The organism is Ruminococcus sp. CAG:379 (assembly GCF_000434255.1).
GTDB lineage: Bacteria > Bacillota > Clostridia > Oscillospirales > Ruminococcaceae > Ruminococcus_F > Ruminococcus_F champanellensis.
The window spans coordinates 11181-27834 of record NZ_FR894928.1; the positions used below are offsets into that span (position 1 = coordinate 11181).

Sequence of the window (16654 nt, forward strand, 5' to 3'; positions counted from 1 at the left end):
TTGCCGCTGCCATGAATTGTCCGGATGGAACAACGGCTGCACAGAAATTTGCATCCTTTCTGCAAGCGATGCACCTGCCCAGGCTTTCCCATGAGATTCCGATTACCCCGAAAGCCCTTGCAGCATCCGTAGACCCGGATCGGCTCGCCAACACGCCCATTCCACTGGGCACAACCGATCTATGCCGACTTTACGAACAAATTCTGCATACATAAGAAACCGGCAGTCTGTATGATTTACAGACTGCCGGTTTTAGGGTACCCCACAAAGATTGTACAACAGATATGGTACGAAGCCGTCAGACATACTTTGTGCGGGGTTCCTTAGCTTATGCAGTCACCGCCGGGATCTGCTGACGCAGCACAAACTGCCCTGCTTCATAATCCAGGCACACGGGCACTGCCGGATCCAGCTTTCCAGCTAGAATCTCCCGGGACAACAGGTTTTCCCCGTATTCCGTGACGCGTCTGCGGATGGTACGGGCACCATAGCGTTCCTGTTCCTCCGCCTGTGCCATCTGTTCCACCATCTTTGGCGTAAAGGTAAGCGTATAGCCGATTTTTTCTGCCCGAGCTGCCAGCTTTTCCAGCTGCATCCGGGCAATTTTCTGATAATCCCCTGCATCCAGCCGCCGGAACACAATGCAGCCATCCAGTCGATTCACAAGCTCCGGTCTTAACTGCTGTTTTACCTGGGACAGCACCCGGTCGTCCGGCGCATGAAGCCCTTCCACAAAGCCAAGGCTGTGCCCCTGCATCTGCCGGGCACCAATGTTGGAGGTCAACAGGATCAGACAGCTACGAAAATCCACCCGTCTCCCCTGTGCATCGGACAACGCCCCGTCCTCCAGAATTTGCAGCAGGATATTCAGCACATCCGGATGCGCCTTCTCGATCTCATCAAACAGCACCAGACTATAAGGTCTTGCCCGCACCGCTTCGGACAGGATGCCCCCCTCCTCGTGCCCCACATAGCCGGGAGGCGATCCCAAAAGCCGTGCCACGCTGTGCTTTTCCATGTATTCCGACATATCCAGCCGGATCATGGCATCCTCCCGGTCGAACATGCACACTGCCAGCGCCCGGGCGAGTTCAGTTTTGCCCACGCCGGTTGGCCCAAGCAGCAAAAAGGAACCAATGGGACGCCGGGGATCCTTCAGCCCCACCCTGCCCCGCTGCACGGATGCAGCAATGGCTTCAATGGCTGCGTCCTGCCCCACGATCCGCTGCTTGAGTGCCTGCTCCAGCTCCAGCAGATTTTCCTGCTCCGTCCGGGTCAGCTTCGTGACCGGCACTCCTGTCCAGGTGGAGATCACATCCGCCAGATCCTGCTCCGTTAGCTGAACAGTGCCGGATGCTTCCGGTGCCAGCAGGGACTCCCCCACCGGATCATAGGACTCCTGGGAGGCAGGCTGATTCCGCTGCGCCTGTACCCTCGCCCGGGCGCAGGCCTCATCCAGCACATCGATCGCCTTATCCGGCAGGCATCGGTCGTGGATATACCGCACCGACAGAGTCACGGCAGACCGCAGCAGGCTATCCCCGATTTCCACATGATGAAAGCATTCGTATTGTTTCCGCAATCCCCGTAACATCTCCAGCGCCGCATCCTCCCCCGGCTCCTCCACATATACCGGCTGGAACCGGCGTTCCAGGGCGCTGTCCTTTTCGATAAACTGCCGGTATTCCCGGAGGGTAGTGGCGCCAATCAGCTGCAATTGTCCCCGGGCAAGCTGGGGCTTTAAAATGTTAGCGGCATCAATGGCTCCCTCCGCCGCACCGGCTCCCACAATGGTATGCAGCTCATCAATGAACAGGATGATATTTCCTCCAACTACCTCATCCAGCACTGCCTTGATCCGTTCTTCAAAGTCTCCCCGGTATTTTGCCCCTGCCAGCATGGCAGTCAGATCAACGGACACAATGTGCTTTCCCTGCAGTGCCTCCGGAACCAGGCCCTGCTGGAATAACCGGGCAAGTCCCTCCACAATGGCGGTCTTTCCTACCCCCGCTTCCCCCACCAGACAGGGATTGTTCTTGCTGCGCCGGGCAAGGATCCGGATCAGACGATCCACTTCCTTCTCTCTGCCAATGAGGGGATCCCGCACAGCGCCGTCTCCCGGCTCCGTCAGCACTCTGCCATACTTTAATAAAGTAGGATACCGTTTCCGATCCAGCATGCGAATGCCATTGTCCAGTCCGCTGCCACATGCGGCACATGCCTTTGCAGCCTGCTCCGTCAGGACGGAAAGATCCGCCTCCAGAAGCCGGAAGATCCCGCAGGCTGTGCAGTTCTCCTGCTCCAGCATGGCAAGGAGCAGATGCTCTGAACCGATCAGCCGGGAGCCGGATTTTTGCAATAGCTTTTCCGCTCCCTGCATCACCCGGCGCAGTGCCGGCGTGTAGCACGCCTCCGTGACGCAGGTGGCTTCCCCCTTTCCTGCTGTCTGCACGATCTGCTGATACACGCTGCGTGCCTTAATCCGCTGCCCCTGCAATACTGTTGCCCCCACATTGGAGCCATCCTCCAGCATGGCGAACAACAGATGCTCCGTACCTACATAGGTATGCCCGAATTTGCAGGCGCACTGTACTGCGTCTCCCAGAATCGCCGCCGCTTTTTTCGTATACCGCTCCGCCTGTTCCATTGAACCTCCGCCTTTCATTCTGATTACAACTAATAGTATGCCACATGCTATGCAAAAAAATTGTCAGAAGCAGAGGGCTTGTCCGGCTGTAACACATTTTCACCCCGGTCATATGATGTACTATGAAGCGGGCAAGAAGCTCACTTCACTACATCTTATTTAAAGGAGTGCTTGAATTATGGGTTGTGGATACGGTTTTGGTGGTAACTGCTGCTGGTGGATCATCATTCTGATCCTGCTGTTCGTTTGCTGCGGCAATGGCTGTGGCGGCAACTGTGGCTGCGACAACGGCTGTGGCTGTAACAATGGCTGCGGCGGCTGCGGCTGCTAAGTAGTTCCCAAACAAAAACTGTCCGCAGAGCATTCTGCGGACAGTTTTTTCTTTAGGCAACACGGTGTTGCTTTTATACACCCTGCTGGATGCGAACCCGTTCCCCGTCTGACAGCTCCGCTCCGGCCAGGAGCCAATCCCCGGCGGACACCCCAAAGCATAGCTGCACGGTTCCATCCGGACAAGTCGCAGCCCCTACCATACGACGGTATGCCTTTCCATCCTGGTATACATACACATAGGCGCTGCCGCCGGCAAAATGCACCCAACAAGCAGGAACCGCTGCCGACTCTTCCAGGCAATACGCCTGTGTCCGGGGCAGGGTATGTGGATAAAGCAAAGGCACAGTGGCTGCCCCGGTGGACATGCCTACAGATACCGATAACAAAAAAGCAATCTTCTTCATACTCACAGTCTGCCCGGACATAGCTGGAATTATGCGATTACAGACACTGCCTGCTTCAGACTGCTGACCCCGATGATCCGCATATTATACTGACTGGGATCGATGGTCTGTAGAGACTGCTTGGGCACAATGCAGGTTTCAAAGCCCATGCGCTCCGCCTCCCGGACACGCTGGATCAGATGGGTCACTGACCGTACCTCTCCCCCCAGACCGATCTCTCCAAAGGCAATCAGCTTCTCGTCAATGGGCTTATCCAGCAAGCAGGAGCTGAGAGCAAGCGCCACCGGCAGATCCCCGGCAGGTTCGTCCAGCCGAAAGCCCCCTACAATGTTCAGGTACACATCCAATGTACCAAAGAACATACCCAGCCGCTTTTCCAACACAGCCATGATGATCGCCATTCTGCCGAAATCCACCCCGGTGGACATGCGCCGAGGGGAGGAGAAACCGCTTTTGGTGGCAAGCGCCTGCACCTCTGCCAGAATGGGGCGGGATCCTTCCATGACGCATGCCACACAGGTACCGGACACACCGTGGGGTCTGCCCGCAAGGAGCATCTGGGAGGGATTCTCCACTTCCCGCAGTCCCTTGTCGATCATTTCAAACACGCCGATTTCGTTGGTGGAGCCAAACCGGTTCTTCACTGCCCGAAGGATCCGGTAGCTCAGATGCCGCTCCCCTTCAAAATACAGCACTGCATCCACAATATGCTCCATGACCTTTGGCCCGGCAATGGCACCGTCCTTGTTTACATGTCCCACAATGAAAATGGGGATCTCCTGCCGCTTGGCAGTGTGCATGAACAGGTTGGTGCATTCCCGCACCTGGGTCAGACTGCCGGGACTGGAGGAAATCTGGGACAGGCTCATGGTCTGGATGGAGTCGATGATGACCACATCCGGCTCCGTAGAACAGATGGTATCGCAGATCGCCTCCGCATCGTTCACCGTCAGCAGATACAGGCTTTCCGTATCCACCCCAAGCCGCTGTGCCCGCAGCTTGATCTGCCGGGCGGATTCCTCCCCGGACACATAGAGCACCGAATGATTCTGTCCCAGATACTGGCAGATCTGCAAGAGTAGTGTACTCTTTCCGATGCCCGGCTCGCCTCCCAGCAGCACCAGCTCGCCCTTTACAAGACCGCCCCCCAGCACACGATCCAGTTCTCCCATACCGGTTCGATACCGCACCTCTGATTCCATATCCACCTGGGAAAGCTCCAGGATCCGGTCAGAAAGATCCACTGCAGCCCGTGCGCCGGGAGCGGATTTGACAGTCGGTGCCGGAGTCGATTCCTCCAGGCTGTTCCATGCGCCACAGCCGGCACACTTTCCGTTCCACTTGGGGCTTTCATAGCCGCATTCCGTACATACATACACAGTCCTTGCTTTTGCCATTCCTGTTCTCCTTTTTCTCAGCCTGCCAGATACTCCTGCAAGCCTGCGTAGATCGTAAATGCCACCTGACGCTGATATGCTTCATCCGTCAGCCTTGCAGCCTCCTCCGGATTGGACAAAAAGCCGCATTCCACCATCACTGTGGGATTCTTGCTGAAATAGCACAGAAACAGTTCCTTGCCGCACTGCTTGATCTCCCGGTCATTGTCCGGCTGAAGCCGGGTATGAAAGGAACCTTGCAGCTTCTGCGCCAGCCGTTCGCTGTCCTTGTTGGTGGGAGCGTAAAACATCTGGGCACCGCTGTATTTGGGATCCGTAAACTGGTTCTGATGAATGGAAATACAAACAGCATTGCTGCGCTCGTTGAAAATCGCCAGCCGATTGTCCATATCGGAGCTTTTCTGGTTGGCAATGCCCTCAATGCCGCTATCGTGGATGGAGCGATCCGTATCCCGGGTCACCACAACTTCATAACCGGACACGGACAGCAGATCCCGCAGGTTCAGCAGGATATTCAGATTGATCCCTTTTTCCGGCACGCCAGCCGCAGAGGAGCAGCCACCGTCCATGCCGCCATGCCCGGCATCCAGCACGATCACAGGCACATTCTTTGCTGTGCTGAAGGTATATACTGCCGCGTCCTCCTGCTTTCGGGTCGCAAGCCGAAATGCTCCAGCACCGATACCCGCCACCAGAGCCAGAGCCAGAATGCGCTTTGCGTTGCGCCATTTCAATCGATTCATTCGTCACACACCCTTTCGGTTTTTCCCCATCCGGAGCTATTCAAGGCTATGAAGCTCCCACAGGAAATATGACAAACTATCATGGGTGCTGCCCTCATTATACCACAAAGGCGCATACCCGTCAAATCCGGCAGATTGCGGCACCTGGCATGGATCCCACAAAAAAGAACAGGCATTGCGCCTGTTCCTTGTAAATCAATAAAATTCCTGGCTGGACTGTTTCTTTGCCTTGATCTTCAGTACCAGCAGAGCAATCAATCCCACTGCTCCCACAGCAGCCAGACCGATGCCGGTGTAAACGGAACGCTGGAAGCCGTCGAACTTGGTGCGTGAGATCATATACACCTCAGTGTTCTTCTCAAAGTCCTCATCGCTGAAATCCGCCTGTTCCTTGAACCAATCCTTAAAGTACCCCGCAACCTTGTCGTCCATCTTCTTGACCTCGCCCTGGATCATCAAATTGGAGGTGGGTGCCGGTGCACTGCCATCCTCTGAATTCAGATAGTCCCAGGTTTCATTGCAGATCTTATCCAGCGTATCATACTCTTCCTTGTTGCTGGTTTCGTAAACTGCATAGCTGTTGGGCAGACTGATGATGTAGTACAGCTTTGTGGAATCGTCCGAAGTGCGGATACCGAACTTGGTCTCATACTCCTCCGCCACTGTATCCAGTACATAATCCACCTTGCCGGTAACCAGATCCCCGGTCTGCATCTGCCGGTAGCCCAGATTCGCAAGGTCAGTGACCTCATTGTTCTTGTACTTCTGCATTTTTCCGAAATCCGTTACCAGGATAATGCCGATGAAGAACATCATCACAAAAACCACCAGTAATACTTTTTTGACTTTTTCCATAACCCACTTCTCCTCCGTTATTTCTTGTTTGTATCATCCAGCCGCATGGTCAGACCGATCCGTTTCCGCTTCACGTCCACATCCAGCACCCGTACCTTGACGACCTGCCCTACCTTTACCGCATCCAAAGGATGCTTGATATATCGGTTGCAGATCTGGGAAATATGCACCAACCCGTCCTCATGAACGCCGATATCCACAAAAGCGCCGAAATCAATCACGTTCCGGACTGTCCCCACCAGTTCCATGCCTGGTTTTAAGTCCTTCAGTTCCATGATGTCCCCACTGCGCATCAAGGGCGGCGGCAGCTCGTCACGCACATCCCTGCCGGGCTTCTGTAATTCCCGGACAATGTCCTGTAGGGTGGGTACGCCTACCCCAAGCTGTCTGCTGATTGCATCCATCCCCTGCTTGTTCAGTCGATCCCACAGAGATTGAAGCTCCTCCTTGCCGATGCTTGCCAGAGAAAAGCCGCATGCATCCAGCAATCCCCTGGCAGCCTCGTAGCTTTCCGGATGCACCGCCGTATTGTCCAGAGGATTCTTCCCCTCCCGGACACGGATAAAACCGGCGCACTGCTCATATGCTTTTTTCCCTAGCTTCGGCACCTTCAGCAACTGCTTTCGGTCGGTAAATGCGCCGTTTTCCTCCCGATATGCAACAATATTTTTCGCCACTGAGGCATTGATGCCTGCCACATAGGAAAAGAGGGAGTGAGAGGCGGTGTTGATGTCCACGCCCACACTGTTTACACAGTCCTCCACCACGCCGGTCAGGGCTTCATCCATCCTTGCCTTGGGCATGTCGTGCTGATACTGCCCCACGCCAATGGCCTTCGGATCGATCTTTACCAGCTCTGCCAGAGGATCCTGCAAGCGCCGGGCAATGGACACTGCACTACGCAGGGACACATCGTATTCCGGGAACTCCTCTGCCGCCAGCTTGGATGCGGAGTATACGGAAGCCCCCGCCTCACTGACCACCATATAGCTGACCTTTCTGTCCAGTTCCTTGAGAATCTGCGCTACAATATGCTCGCTTTCCCGGGATGCGGTGCCGTTGCCAATGGCAATGGTAGTCACCTTCCATTTTTCAATGATCCCCTTGAGCTTTTGCTGATCCGCCGCTACCTGTGCAGCGGAATTTGCCGTAATATGTACCACGTCCGTATGCAGCACCTTGCCGGTATGATCCACCACTGCCACCTTACAGCCGGTGCGAAAGCCCGGATCCAGTCCCAGCGTGACCGTATTCTTCACCGGAGGCTGCATCAGCAGCTGACGCAGGTTGGATGCAAACACCTGAATGGCTTGCTCGGCTGCATTTGCCGTCAGATCATTGCGGATCTCCCGCTCTACCGAGGGAAACAGCAGCCGCTTGCAGCTGTCCTCCGCCGCCTGGCGCACATAGGCACTGCTGGGTGAATCCCCTTTCAGATAATGCCGCACCACAAAGCTCTCCCCCATATGCTCCGGCAGAGAGATTGCCACCTTCAGAAATCCTTCCTTTTCGCCCCGATCCAGTGCAAGCACCCGGTGGTGTGCAATTTTTTCCAACGGCTCTGTGTAATCGTAATATGTGCGATACACACTCTCCGCCTCCGGATCCGCAGCGACAGCGGATATGGTGCCGCTTTTGGCGATCAGACTCCGCAAATCCTTCCGCAACTGGGCATCATCGGAAATATCCTCTGCCAGAATGTCCATTGCCCCCTGCAAGGCTGCCTGTACATCGGGCACCTCCTGCTCCGGATTTACAAAGGCAACTGCCTCCCGTTCCGGATCCACACCTGGCTTTTGGGCAAGCAGCAGCCGTGCCAACGGCTCCAAACCATGTGCACGGGCAACGCTTGCACGGGTCTTGCGCTTGGGGCGATAGGGTCGGTACAGATCTTCCACCTCTACCAGGGTTTTGGCAGCGTCAATGGCCTTGGCAAGCTCCTCCGTCATCTTGTCCTGTTCGGTGATAGAGACCTGGATCTCCTCCTTGCGCTTTTCCAGATTCCGCAAATAATTCAGTCGATCGAAGATCTCCCGGAGAACCTGATCGTCCAGAGAACCGGTGCGCTCCTTCCGGTATCGAGCAATAAAGGGAATGGTTGCCCCCTCATCGATCAGAGCCACCGTCTGGTCGATCTGCTCCTGGCGCAGATGAAATTCCTGTGCAAGCACTTGATTGATGTTCATGCATGACTCCTTTTGACCGTTATGAATCTATTATAGCACTGAATTTTTTGTTTTGCAAGGGATTTAAACAAAAAAAAGGATGAAGCATTCTCCATCCTTTTCCTGAACTATTTACTTACAGCTTTGCCAATGCCTTGAAGCTATTCCGCATTGCCGGATACAAGCTGCGGTACATCTGGTAGCACCGATCGTACACCGGAATCTGCTCCGGGATGGGCTCCTGCACCTGCTTGGTGCGGATCACCGCCTGGCATGCTTCCGGCACAGAGTCATACATACCGGCACCCACCATTGCCAGAATGGCAACGCCCAGTGCCGGTCCCTCCTTGGAGGTCACCGTCTTTACAGAACAGCCGTACAGATCCGCAAGCATCTGCCGCCACAAAGCGGAAGTACCGCCGCCGCCGCATGCCATCATATCACTGACGGATACGCCCATCTCCCGGCACACCTCTACGCAGTCACGCAGGGAGTATGCAACGCCTTCCATCACCGCCCGCAGCATATCCCGCTTGGTGTGCATAGCGGACAGACCAAAAAAGACTCCTCTTGCATCCGGATCCAGGTGAGGCGTCCGCTCCCCCATCAGATATGGCAGATAAAACAGCCGATTTGCTCCAACGGGAACCTGTGCAGCCTGCTGATCCATCAGATAGTATTCGTCCACACCCATATACTTGGCGGTTTCCTTTTCTGCACCGCAGAAATTATCCCGGAACCACTTCAACGAAAGTCCTGCTCCCTGGGTCACGCCCATAACATGCCAGCAGCCAGGCACAGCACAGCAGAAGGTATGCACTCTCCCCTTGGCGTCAATGGTAATATCCGAAGTATGTGCAAACACCACGCCGCTGGTGCCGATGGTCGTAAACGCCTTTCCATCCGTCACCACGCCGGTGCCCACTGCCGCCGCCGCATTGTCCCCAGCGCCGCCTACTACAATGGTTCCTGCCGCAAGACCGGTAAGCTCCGCCGCCTTGGGGGTCACTCTACCGGTGATCTCGGGGCTTTCATACACCTTACCCAGCATGGATTTATCAATCTCCAGCTTTTCCAGTACCTCATCCGACCACTGACGCTTGGGGATGTCCAGCAGCTGCATGCCGGATGCGTCAGAAACCTCCGTCGCGATCTCTCCGGTCAGCATAAAACGGATGTAGTCCTTTGGCAGCAGGATGTACCTGCACTTTGCGTAATGCTCCGGTTCATGATTCCGCACCCAGAGGATCTTGGATGCGGTAAACCCGGTCAGCGCCGGATTCGCCGTGATCTCAATCAGCCGCTGTGCGCCTACACGCTCCGTGATCTCTGCACACTCCGCTGCGGTACGCTGATCGCACCAGATAATGGAGCGGCGGATCACCTGATACTGGTCATCCAGCATCACCAGCCCATGCATCTGCCCGGACAGACCAATGCCTTTAACTTCTTCCTTGGGCACACCGCTGGTTTTCATCACCTTTGCAATGGTGTGGATGGTGGCTTGATACCAATCTGCCGGATCCTGCTCTGCGCAGCCGTTCTGGGGCTGATACAGAGGATACTCCTCACTTGCGGATGCGATCACCGCTCCATTCTGATCAAACAACACCGTTTTAGTGCCGCTGGTGCCAATATCTACGCCCAGTACATATGCCATCTGTACACTTCCTTTCCAGTACAAGAATGGCTATCCCCCGGATAGCCATTCTGCGTTCATTAAAGATTGAACATAATATTGTTCAGGATGCTTTCCAGCATTTCCTGACGACCGCTCTTGAGGGATGCGGTCACATCGCCCTTGCTCAGTGCGTAAGCCTCCAAATCTGCCATGGTTGCCTTGCCGGAAATGATATCCGCACCGATGCCGGTGTTCCAGCTTGCATACCGATCAGCCACGAACTGGTCGATCCGTCCGTCATCGATCATCTTCTGCGCAATCTTCAGACCCAGTGCAAAGGTGTCCATACCGGCAATGTAGCTGTGGAAGATATCCTCCATCTCAAAGGATCCACGCCGTGCCTTGGAGTCGAAGTTCAGACCGCCATTGGTAAAACCGCCAGCCTTGAGTACCTCGTACATACACAGTGCTGCGTCATAGGTATTGGTGGGGAACTGATCCGTATCCCAGCCCAGCAGGGTGTCACCCTGGTTAGCATCGATGGAGCCAAAGAAGCCGTTCTCCCGTGCTACCCGCAGTTCATGCTGGAAGGTGTGCTGTGCAAGGGTTGCGTGGTTGGCTTCGATGTTCATCTTGAAGTCCTTGTCCAGATTATACTTGCGCAGGAAGCCGATCACGGTTGCGGTATCAAAATCATACTGATGCTTGGTAGGCTCCTTGGGCTTGGGCTCGATGTAGAAGTCGCCGGTAAAGCCGATGCTTCTTGCGTAATCCACTGCCATATGCAGCAGCCTTGCCATATTATCCTGTTCCAGGCCCATATTGGTGTTCAGCAACGTTTCGTAGCCCTCTCTGCCGCCCCAGAATACATAGCCCTTGCCACCCAGCTTTACGGTGATCTCAATTGCCTTCTTGATCTGTGCAGCTGCAAACGCAAACACATCCGCATTGGGCGCAGTGCCGGCACCATGCATATATCGGGGATTGCCGAAGCAATTTGCCGTACCCCACAGAACCTTCTTGTCCGGGTTCAGCTGCATCATCTGTGCAATATACTCTGTGATCTCATCCAGCCGCTGGTTGGTTTCCTTCAGATTATCAGCCTCCGGCGCCAGATCCCGGTCGTGGAAGCAGAAATAATCGATGGACAGCTTGTCCATCAGCTCAAACGCAGCGTTTACCTTTCTCTTGGCAATGTCCATGGGATCGGTTCCGCCGAACTTCTTGTTGGTGGTGCCCACACCAAACATGTCCGTACCGTCTCCTCCCATAGTATGCCACCAGGACAGCGCAAACTTCAGCTGCTCCCGCATGGTCTTGCCGCCTACGACCTCATCCGGGTTGTAGTACTTGAACGCCATGGGATTGTTGGATGCCTTTCCCTCAAAGGGAATCTTTGAAATGCCTGTAAAAAATTCGCTCATCATCATAAACCTCCTGCTTTTCTCTGTTTATATTGCCCGGAGCAACGCTCCGAAACGTCTCAAGGCAATACCGCACAAAGCCTACCCAACGATGCAGCGCATCCATATGCGCAAGCTCTGCGCGGTATGGCCTTAATCAATCACAATTTCCCGCTTGGACATATCATAGTAGGAGTCCAGCACAGCGATATAATACCGGAACTGAGGGTTTCCGTTTACATACAGCACATCGCCGCTTTCCGCTACCCCCAATGCAGCAAGCTGCTGATCCGTCAGATCGGACAGCTTTACATCCTCCGTTACCGTCCAGCCAATGGCATGCAGCTTGGATAGATCCAGCGTAATGGTATCATCCGTATACAGGCGCATGCCCTCCGGCACTTCTGCGGTTCCGTCACTTTTCGGCAAAACGATACCAAGGGTTTTTAACTGCTTCTGGTTCAGATCCTTCACCCGGATCTCCATCGTAAAGCCCTGATCCCGCCCAAGTGTGTGCATCTGGCTTTCGGACAAGCTCAGTACAGCATCCGGGTTGATCTCCAGGATCTTGGCGGTAATATCCGTGCGCTTTTCGGTTGTCCATTCCAGTTCAGGCTCGGACAGGGGGCGATTCACATACACCGTCCGGTCAAAGCCCTTTGCCCGGCAATACATATAAGAAAAAGATGTGTCATAGGTATTGGGCGCAACGATCACAGAGGTGCCGCCGCCGCACTTGTCCATACTGTAGGTGACCTCATACCGGTACGCACCGGACGGGGAAATCTGACTGGGGCCCGGTGACTTCTGGACAGAACTGACCAGCACAGTGGTGTAGAAAAAGTATGCCAATGCACCCAGCATGTACAGCATCAAAATCACTGCGCCGGAAATAGTCTTGGCAGCTTCGCCAGAGCCGCTGGTAAAGAACGCCACAACAGAAACCAGCACAATGGGGATCAGCATTTCCCATTCCCCGAAATTCAGCAGCACAATGGGCAGCAAAAGGGGCATGGTCACAATGCTCACGATCATGGTAATCAGCTGGCGCCGGGTATAGAACATCATCACACCCATAGCCAGGCAGCCAATGGACAGCACAAAGCCGAACTTGACCTTTTCGTATACTTCAATGTCATAAAAAACAGACCAGTACGCCAAAAACCCCAGAAAAATCCCATACGGAATCGACAGCAGGGACAGGCCTCGCTTGGTCCAGGGACTGTCAAAAAAACGGTTCATATCCAAAGCGTTTCCCTTCCAAATGATGCACCCGCACACGCAGCTATATCATGGCAGAGCGCATGCGGAACGGTAGTGCGTTATTGCCATTATTATAGCATGATTTTCAGCGCATTACAAGCCGAATTGAAAAATATTTCACTGCGCAGCCAAAAGTTTTATATTTCCGTCCGTAGCAAAATTGGATACATTATACAAAACCAGTACCTGGCTGAACTGATCCGGATCCACATAAGCATGGTAATCTCCCCGCACATACCGCATATCCAGCAGCACGATTTCGCTGTAATGCTCCGTCAGGAATGGCAGCATACTGTTGGCGTAGGAATCCTTGATCAGCAGCAGCTTCTTGTCGTTTTTCACATTGGTGCGGACAGTCACCATGGCTGCGTTTCTGCCCAGAAAGACGCTGTACTTCTCGCTGGTGTTCAGAAAATCCCAGAAGTAGATGGACGGATACTCCGTTTCGTTCAAGCCGTCGTTGATGGTAACGCTGGTGACCGGATCCGTGCCATTGTAATGATACAGATCAATCATATCCGGCTCGATGCCCCGGTACAGGCTCTTGGAATACAGGGTGCCCCGGAAGTCGTCTGCCGCATGCTCAATGTTGTACATTTCATAGGAGACCGGAGAAAAGCCCAGCTTCTTGATGGCGGTCTGATACGCCAGGAACGCCCCATAGGAGGTCCAGTGGTGATCCGTCCGGTAGTAGATATACTCGTTGCGCATTGCATACAGGGAATTGTACACATTGATCATGGTCACATCCCCACGCAGGTCATCTGCCACCCGGGAGATCAGCTGCTGTTGATCCAGATTGGGGGCATATGCAGGCAGGGTGTCGGAATATACCTCTGCCGCCGTGGGCGCCAGCAGCATGGCCACAGGGGTCTCCGTATTCTGCGCAAAGGCACGCACCCCGTCTATGGACTGCTTCAGCCGCACCTCATCCACATCATCCTCCGTCAGCTTTCCAATCAGCCGTTCATCGGTGATATACACCCCGCCGATTTCCTTTTTGCCGGCGGCAAGCTCCGCTGCGGATTTCACCGCAACCCACTGATCCCGCAGGACAAAGTGATCCGCCGCATAGGTTTCCACCCCGTCCATATAGGATTTGTCCTTGACGCCGGCAGCAGTCAACTGCGGCACCTCCGCCAAAGTCCGGTTCTCGGTTTCGGATACAGATTTTTTCGGCAGCAGCAGGGAGCTGAACATCAGTCCGAACAGTACCGCCAGAAAGATCACTGCGGATATCATTTGCTGTACTTTTTTCATAGCGATACTCCTTTCTAGAATCGGAAATATAAGAACGGGTTATAGGTTTCGTTCACCAGATAGGCGATACACAGCACGAACAAGCCCATCTGTGCCACCGGTGTCAGCACGCAGAGGATCTGATCCAGCCGCTTGGAACGGCGTGCCTTTTCCAGGAGCCATTTTCCAAAGCTGGTGGCGCTCAATGCGCACAGCAAGAAAATCAACACATAGGTGTGGAACTGATACCGGGCATAGTCATCGATCAGTACACCGGAGCCACCGAACATGGACTTGATAAAGGTGGTGATGTGGGATACGGTGCTCAGATCGAACATCACCCAGCTGATGACCACGCAGAAGAAGGTGTACAGCCATGCCAGGAATCGAGGTAGCTTTTGAATATACTTACCTAGCCAGAGCTTTTCAATGGTCAGTAGAATGCCGAAATACAGACCCCAGAAAATAAAGTTCCAGCTTGCACCGTGCCAGAAGCCGGTCAATCCCCAGACAATCATCAGATTCCGCACCCACTTCAGCTTACTGACCCGGTTGCCTCCCAGAGGAATGTATACATACTCCCGGAACCAGGTGCTCAGCGTAATGTGCCACCGGCGCCAGAAATCCGTAATGCTGGTTGCCTGGTAGGGATGGTCAAAATTCTTCGGAAAGTGGAAGCCCAGCATCTTGCCCAGACCGATTGCCATGTCCGAGTAACCGGAAAAGTCAAAGTAAATCTGGAAGGTATATGCCAGAATGCCGATCCAGGCAGTGCAGGCGGAAAGCTGCCCCAAATCATGACCCTTGATCTCCGTCCAAAGCATGCCAATACTGTTGGCAAGAATCACCTTTTTGGCAAGACCGCAGATAAAGGTACCAACACCCTCCCCCATGGCAGGCAGATTCACGCTGCGCTGATTCAGTTCCCGCTCCACATCCGCATACCGGACAATGGGCCCGGCAATCAGCTGGGGGAACATGGTCACATAGGCGCCGAAATCCACGATGCTTTTCTGTACGCCAATGGAACGGCGGTACAGGTCAATGCAGTAGGACATGCTCTGGAAGGTGTAGAAGGAAATACCGATGGGCAGCGCCGGTGTCTGGATGTCAAGCCCGAAGATGCCGGCGAAAAAGCCGCTGTATTTGAACACGCCCAGCAATCCCAGACTGAATACCACTGCCAGGATCATAATCAGCTTCCGGCGTTTCTCGTTTTTGTCCGCCCGTTCCATCAGCCGGCCGGCACCGTAGTTGATGAGAATGCACAGCAGCATATAGATCACATTGATCGGTTCGCCCCAGGCATAGAAAATCAGACCGGACAGGAACAGCACACTGTTTTTCAGCTTCTTGGGTGTGACAAAATAGACGATCAGAAAGATCGGCAAAAAGTAAAACAAGAATACAATGCTTGAAAAGACCATGTTCAATCTCCATTTCCATGTTGATGCAAAAACGCCTCAAGCTCCTGGCGTGTCATCATCGTATTAAGTACCTCCAGCATCCCTGCAGTGGACAACAAGGCAGGCAATCCAAGTTGCGTCAGCAATGCCCGGCGCCGGATGGCACTGTCCTTACCGCCGGTAAGCCCCAGCTCGTACAGATCCAGCCGGGTCAGTCCCGTCCCTGCCGGTGCAGAACCGGTCAGCACGCCTGCCCGCCGGAACGCCTCCTCCAGCACACTTCTCTGCATGCCCTCCACACCCAGCTTTCCCTCTGCGGAGGGCTTTTCCTTGCGCTTTTCTTTTCCAAAAATATCCGGAATGTACACATGGGTGATCTTTCCCTCCGGCACGCAGCCCTTCAGGTATCCCCGGATCTTAAAGCCAGCCCGATCCGAATCCGTCAGTATAATAATGCCCGTATGGGCGGCAAAATACCGGATCAGTGCCATTTTTTCCGGATCCTTGAAGATACGGTAGCCGTTGGTCACCAGGATGACCCCCTGAATCATGGAATCCAGCTTGATCTTATCGTACTTGCCCTCTACGATGATTGCCTGGGAAATCACCAGCTTTGCCTGCGTTTCTCTCATACTCATCGCTCCACCGCCAGCATCCGGGTAATTGCTTCCTCAATCAGAATCCTACCGTCCAGCCGGGTGGATTTCAGCGCTGCATCCGTATCCCGCAGGATCAGGACGCAGGCACGCATCTGCTCCAGGGAGGACTTCCCGGCATCCCGGAAGGCATTCTTCACGGCGAATTCCCGCCCCTTATATGAAAAATCCTCCAGCACATGCTCGTGATGTTTACCGGCAGCCTGCGCCGCCTTTACCCGGTACAGATCCAGAAAGGCGGAGGTAATGGCGGACAGCAGCATCACCGGCTCGTTCCGCTGCTGGGACAAGATGTCCAGCGCTTCCATAGCGGCTCTGCCATTCCGGGCAGTCACTGCCCTGGCAAGGGCAAAGGCGTTCAGACTATCCTCCCGTGCCACCAGCATGGAAATGGCTTCTCCGGTGATCTCGCCACCCTCGGCATAAGCACACAGCTTGTCCAGTTCGTTGCCGATCCGCATGGTATCACACAGACAAAGCTGCGCAATCTGCTCCGCATTCTGCCGGGACAGGCTGCAGCCG

The 16654-nt window shown here is 54.4% G+C and carries 15 protein-coding genes; 2 read left to right on the forward strand and 13 right to left on the reverse strand.

Translation table 11 applies throughout. The features are described 5' to 3' along the window. Positions 1–215, forward strand: a 215-nt coding sequence (locus QVO51_RS10475) for a hypothetical protein (protein ID WP_441295923.1), incomplete at its 5' end; no start/stop codon positions are given. A 113-nt stretch (positions 216–328) separates the two neighbouring features. On the opposite strand, the gene QVO51_RS10480 is transcribed toward QVO51_RS10475, so the two are convergent. After that, complete coding sequence (locus QVO51_RS10480; protein WP_022358349.1) at positions 329–2647, reverse strand: ATP-dependent Clp protease ATP-binding subunit; 2319 nt, start codon at positions 2645–2647, stop codon at positions 329–331. Between the two features lie 178 nt (positions 2648–2825). Here QVO51_RS10480 and QVO51_RS10485 point away from each other — a divergent pair, with 178 nt between their 5' ends. Further along, positions 2826–2978 (forward strand): hypothetical protein, encoded by a 153-nt coding sequence (locus QVO51_RS10485; RefSeq protein WP_022358350.1) that lies wholly within the window; start codon positions 2826–2828, stop codon positions 2976–2978. A gap of 73 nt (positions 2979–3051) precedes the next feature. Here the strand turns inward: QVO51_RS10485 and QVO51_RS10490 are convergent, their stop codons facing one another. The 12 genes from QVO51_RS10490 to holA form a co-directional block, all read right to left on the reverse strand. After that, positions 3052–3384: a hypothetical protein gene (locus QVO51_RS10490; protein WP_288168206.1), complete on the reverse strand. Its 333-nt coding sequence runs from the start codon at positions 3382–3384 to the stop codon at positions 3052–3054. Positions 3385–3413: 29 nt separating this feature from the next. Continuing rightward, positions 3414–4781: a DNA repair protein RadA gene (gene radA, locus QVO51_RS10495; RefSeq protein WP_022358352.1), complete on the reverse strand. Its 1368-nt coding sequence runs from the start codon at positions 4779–4781 to the stop codon at positions 3414–3416. A 17-nt stretch (positions 4782–4798) separates the two neighbouring features. Continuing rightward, positions 4799–5524, reverse strand: coding sequence for an N-acetylmuramoyl-L-alanine amidase (locus tag QVO51_RS10500; protein WP_022358353.1), 726 nt, complete (start codon positions 5522–5524; stop codon positions 4799–4801). A 195-nt stretch (positions 5525–5719) separates the two neighbouring features. After that, positions 5720–6379 carry a DUF6709 family protein gene (locus QVO51_RS10505; RefSeq protein WP_022358354.1) on the reverse strand — a complete coding sequence of 220 codons (660 nt, stop codon included), beginning with the start codon at positions 6377–6379 and terminating at the stop codon, positions 5720–5722. A gap of 17 nt (positions 6380–6396) precedes the next feature. Further along, on the reverse strand, positions 6397–8565 hold the full coding sequence (locus QVO51_RS10510) for a Tex family protein (protein ID WP_022358355.1): 2169 nt from the start codon (positions 8563–8565) through the stop codon (positions 6397–6399). A gap of 115 nt (positions 8566–8680) precedes the next feature. After that, a complete protein-coding gene (xylB, locus tag QVO51_RS10515; RefSeq protein ID WP_022358356.1) occupies positions 8681–10204 on the reverse strand; it encodes a xylulokinase in 1524 nt (507 codons plus the stop codon). A gap of 59 nt (positions 10205–10263) precedes the next feature. Beyond that, on the reverse strand, positions 10264–11589 hold the full coding sequence (xylA, locus tag QVO51_RS10520; RefSeq protein ID WP_276746118.1) for a xylose isomerase: 1326 nt from the start codon (positions 11587–11589) through the stop codon (positions 10264–10266). A gap of 132 nt (positions 11590–11721) precedes the next feature. Beyond that, complete coding sequence (locus QVO51_RS10525) at positions 11722–12810, reverse strand: hypothetical protein (RefSeq protein ID WP_022358358.1); 1089 nt, start codon at positions 12808–12810, stop codon at positions 11722–11724. A 138-nt stretch (positions 12811–12948) separates the two neighbouring features. Then, the gene (locus QVO51_RS10530) at positions 12949–14091 is read right to left on the reverse strand and encodes a DHHW family protein (protein WP_022358359.1); all 1143 of its coding nucleotides are present in this window, start codon (positions 14089–14091) and stop codon (positions 12949–12951) included. A gap of 14 nt (positions 14092–14105) precedes the next feature. Beyond that, the gene (locus tag QVO51_RS10535; protein WP_022358360.1) at positions 14106–15497 is read right to left on the reverse strand and encodes an MBOAT family O-acyltransferase; all 1392 of its coding nucleotides are present in this window, start codon (positions 15495–15497) and stop codon (positions 14106–14108) included. Positions 15498–15499: 2 nt separating this feature from the next. Beyond that, the gene (locus QVO51_RS10540) at positions 15500–16108 is read right to left on the reverse strand and encodes a toprim domain-containing protein (protein WP_022358361.1); all 609 of its coding nucleotides are present in this window, start codon (positions 16106–16108) and stop codon (positions 15500–15502) included. 2 nt (positions 16109–16110) lie between these two features. Then, positions 16111–16654 (reverse strand): DNA polymerase III subunit delta (gene holA / locus QVO51_RS10545; protein WP_369677916.1); only part of this gene is annotated, 544 nt, incomplete at its 5' end.

Bases quoted from the DNA above. Each gene is read 5' to 3' on its own strand.
- QVO51_RS10535 (WP_022358360.1), bottom strand. From the start codon at position 15,497: ATGGTCTTTTCAAGCATTGTATTCTTGTTTTACTTTTTGCCGATCTTT.
- QVO51_RS10540 (WP_022358361.1), bottom strand. From the start codon at position 16,108: ATGAGAGAAACGCAGGCAAAGCTGGTGATTTCCCAGGCAATCATCGTA.
- QVO51_RS10530 (WP_022358359.1), bottom strand. From the start codon at position 14,091: ATGAAAAAAGTACAGCAAATGATATCCGCAGTGATCTTTCTGGCGGTA.
- QVO51_RS10480 (WP_022358349.1), bottom strand. From the start codon at position 2,647: ATGGAACAGGCGGAGCGGTATACGAAAAAAGCGGCGGCGATTCTGGGA.
- QVO51_RS10490 (WP_288168206.1), bottom strand. From the start codon at position 3,384: ATGAAGAAGATTGCTTTTTTGTTATCGGTATCTGTAGGCATGTCCACC.
- QVO51_RS10485 (WP_022358350.1), top strand. From the start codon at position 2,826: ATGGGTTGTGGATACGGTTTTGGTGGTAACTGCTGCTGGTGGATCATC.
- QVO51_RS10505 (WP_022358354.1), bottom strand. From the start codon at position 6,379: ATGGAAAAAGTCAAAAAAGTATTACTGGTGGTTTTTGTGATGATGTTC.
- QVO51_RS10500 (WP_022358353.1), bottom strand. From the start codon at position 5,524: ATGAATCGATTGAAATGGCGCAACGCAAAGCGCATTCTGGCTCTGGCT.
- QVO51_RS10525 (WP_022358358.1), bottom strand. From the start codon at position 12,810: ATGAACCGTTTTTTTGACAGTCCCTGGACCAAGCGAGGCCTGTCCCTG.
- radA (WP_022358352.1), bottom strand. From the start codon at position 4,781: ATGGCAAAAGCAAGGACTGTGTATGTATGTACGGAATGCGGCTATGAA.
- xylA (WP_276746118.1), bottom strand. From the start codon at position 11,589: ATGAGCGAATTTTTTACAGGCATTTCAAAGATTCCCTTTGAGGGAAAG.
- xylB (WP_022358356.1), bottom strand. From the start codon at position 10,204: ATGGCATATGTACTGGGCGTAGATATTGGCACCAGCGGCACTAAAACG.
- QVO51_RS10510 (WP_022358355.1), bottom strand. From the start codon at position 8,565: ATGAACATCAATCAAGTGCTTGCACAGGAATTTCATCTGCGCCAGGAG.